The organism is Cupriavidus sp. 01L46 (genome assembly GCF_056399905.1).
Window position 1 is genome coordinate 1 of sequence record NZ_JBFTSF010000472.1, and the last position, 3272, is coordinate 3272.

The window sequence follows — 3272 nt, forward strand, 5'->3', positions numbered from 1 at the left end:
GATTTACCATGTCCAATCACTGGCTCCTGCCTGAAAACATCGCCGACGTGCTGCCGTCGGAGGCCCGCAAGATCGAAGAACTGCGCCGCCGCATGCTGGACTTGTTCCGCACCTAYGGCTACGAGTTGGTCATGCCGCCGATGCTGGAATACCTGGAATCGCTGCTCACCGGTACCGGGCACGACCTCGACCTGCGCACGCTCAAGCTGGTCGACCAGCTCTCCGGCCGGACCATGGGCCTGCGCGCCGACATCACGCCGCAGGTCGCCCGCATCGACGCCCACTTGCTGAACCGCTCCGGCGTGACCCGGCTGTGCTACGCCGGCAATGTGCTGCACGCTCGCCCGGCCGGCTTTCGCGCAACCCGCGAGCCGATCCAGGTTGGCGCGGAGATCTACGGCCATGCCGGCCTGGAAGCGGATGTGGAAATCCAGGCCCTGATGCTGGCTGCGCTGCAGGTTGCCGGCCTGACCGAGATCCGTCTCGACCTTTGCCACGCGGGCATCCTGGAAGCGTTGCTGGACGGCCTGCCGTCCAGCCGCAAGATCGAGGACGCGCTGTTCGCAGCCTTGGAAACCAAGGATGTGTCGGCACTGCGCGAGCTGACCGAAGGCATGCCGCAGGCTGAGCGCGACGCGCTGCTGGCGCTGCCGACGCTGTACGGCGGCATAGAGGTGATCGAGCGCGCCCGCGCGACCCTGCCGGCGAGCCCGGTGATTGGCCGTGCGCTGGACGAACTGGCTGCGCTGGCCGCGGAAGTGAGCGGGGCGAGCGTCAATATCGACCTGTCCGACCTGCGTGGCTACCACTATCACAGTGGCGTGATGTTTACCGCCTATGTGGCTGGCTTGCCCAACTACGTGGCGCGCGGTGGCCGCTACGACAAGGTCGGCGAGGCCTTTGGCCGCGCCCGGCCGGCAACCGGCTTCTCACTGGATTTGCGCGAAGTAGCCTCGCTTTCGCCGCTGGAAGTGCGCGCTTTTGCCATTTTTGCGCCGTGGGATGCGGATCCTGCCTTGCGCGCCGCGATTACCGCGCTGCGCGCCGCTGGCGAGATCGTCATCCAGTCGCTGCCGGGGCACACGCACCAGCTCGACGAGTTCAACTGCGACCGCCAACTGGTACGCCAGGATGGCGGCTGGACGGTGATTCCACGTAGCGCCGGGGCCTGAGCGCAAGCGCCAAGCCGCGGAATTCCCCCGCGTTGCGGGCCGATCTCCCCAAAATCGGGGAGTTGACCTGCAACGAGAGTAAAATACGTTTTTAACCCACTGACCAAAATCAACATGTCCGCTTCTGCAGTAAGCCAGGGACGCAATGTCGTCGTGATCGGCACCCAATGGGGTGACGAAGGCAAGGGAAAAATCGTCGATTGGCTTACCGATCATGCAAAGGGCGTGGTGCGGTTCCAGGGCGGCCACAATGCCGGCCATACGCTCATCATCGGCGGCAAGAAGACCATCCTGCGCCTGATCCCCTCGGGCATCATGCGTGAAGGCACGATCTGCTACATCGGCAACGGCGTCGTGCTGTCGCCGGAGGCGCTGTTCCGTGAGATCGAGGAACTGGAATCCGCCGGCCTGCAGGTGCAGAACCGCCTGCGCATTTCCGAAGCGACCACGCTGATCCTGCCGTACCACGTGGCCATCGACAAGGCCCGTGAAGTGCGCCGTGGCGCCGACAAGATCGGCACCACCGGCCGCGGMATTGGCCCGGCCTATGAAGACAAGGTGGCCCGCCGCGCGCTGCGCGTGCAGGACCTGTTCGATCCCAAGTGCTTCGCCGAAAAGCTGCGCGAGAACCTCGACCTGCATAACTTCATGCTGACCCAGTACCTGGGCGCGGAAGCGGTCGACTACCAGCAGACGCTCGACGAAATGCTGGCGTACGCGCCGCGCTTGGCCCCGATGGTGGCCGACGTGTCGGCCGAGCTGTACGCGGTCAATGCTGCCGGCGGCAACCTGATGTTCGAAGGCGCGCAAGGCACGCTGCTCGACGTCGATCATGGCACCTATCCGTTCGTTACCTCCAGCAACTGCGTGGCCGGTGCGGCCGCTGCCGGTGCTGGCGTTGGCCCGGGCCGCCTGAACTACATCCTGGGCATCACCAAGGCGTACTGCACCCGCGTGGGCGCAGGCCCGTTCCCCAGCGAGCTGTACGACAACGACAACCCCAAGCGCCAGGACCCGGTGGGCGTGCGCCTGGCCAACGTCGGCAAGGAGTTCGGCTCGGTGACCGGGCGACCGCGCCGTACCGGCTGGCTCGATGCCGCCGCGCTCAAGCGTTCGGTGCAGATCAACGGCGTGTCGGGTCTTTGCATGACCAAGCTCGACGTGCTGGATGGCCTTGAAACCCTCAAGCTGTGCGTGGGCTATGAGCTGGACGGCAAGACCGTCGACATCCTGCCGCGTGGCTCGGATGCCGTGGCGCGCTGCGTGCCGGTGTACGAGGAATTCCCGGGCTGGAACGAATCCACGTTCGGCGTGAAGGCCTGGGATGCGCTGCCGGAACAGGCGCGCACCTACCTGAAGCGCGTCGAGGAAGTGGTCGGCATCCCGATCGACATGATCTCGACCGGCCCGGACCGCGACGAAACCATCCTGCTGCGTCACCCGTACGTAGCCTGATGTTGTCTTGCCCGTAAGGGCGCCGCGCGGCTGAACGAGGCCGCGCAGGCAAAAAGACGGCAGCTGCACAAGAGCAAATCGGCCCGCGCAAGCGGGCCGAAACTTTATCGGTCGACAGACCTCAAGCCTAAAGCCGAAGAGCTAAAACAATCATGACCCTGCCATCGAACGACGAAGAGAACCTGTGGATCTCGTGGGACGACTACCACAGCCTGATCGCGCGTCTGGCGCTGAACGTCCACGAGTCGGGCTGGAAATTCGACAAGATCCTGTGCCTGGCCCGCGGTGGCCTGCGCGTTGGCGACCAGATGTCCCGTATCTTTGACGTGCCTCTCGCCATCCTGGCCACCAGCAGCTACCGCGAGGCGGCGGGCACGCAGCAGGGCGACCTCGATATTGCGCAGTACATCACGATGACCAAGGGCGACCTCTCCGGCAAGATCCTGCTGGTCGATGACCTGGTGGATTCCGGCGTCACGCTGGAGCGCGTGGGTCGCCATCTGCAGGAGCGCTATCCYGCCGTGACGGAAGTGCGTTCGTCCGTGCTGTGGTACAAGGCCTGCTCCAAGGTCAAGCCGGACTACCACGTGACCTACCTGCCGACGAACCCCTGGATTCATCAGCCGTTCGAAGAGTACGACACGC

Annotated in this window: 3 protein-coding genes; all 3 read left to right on the forward strand. The window is 64.8% G+C overall.

Annotated features, from left to right (window positions below; all coding sequences use genetic code 11):
- Positions 1 to 8 precede the first annotated feature (8 nt).
- Positions 9 to 1172 carry an ATP phosphoribosyltransferase regulatory subunit gene (locus tag AC1DS3_RS37015; RefSeq protein WP_441640353.1) on the forward strand — a complete coding sequence of 388 codons (1164 nt, stop codon included), beginning with the start codon at positions 9 to 11 and terminating at the stop codon, positions 1170 to 1172.
- Positions 1173 to 1286: 114 nt separating this feature from the next.
- Positions 1287 to 2627, forward strand: coding sequence for an adenylosuccinate synthase (locus tag AC1DS3_RS37020; RefSeq protein WP_441640354.1), 1341 nt, complete (start codon positions 1287 to 1289; stop codon positions 2625 to 2627).
- Between the two features lie 152 nt (positions 2628 to 2779).
- The coding region (locus AC1DS3_RS37025; protein WP_477129179.1) for a phosphoribosyltransferase at positions 2780 to 3272 on the forward strand (493 nt) is incomplete at its 3' end.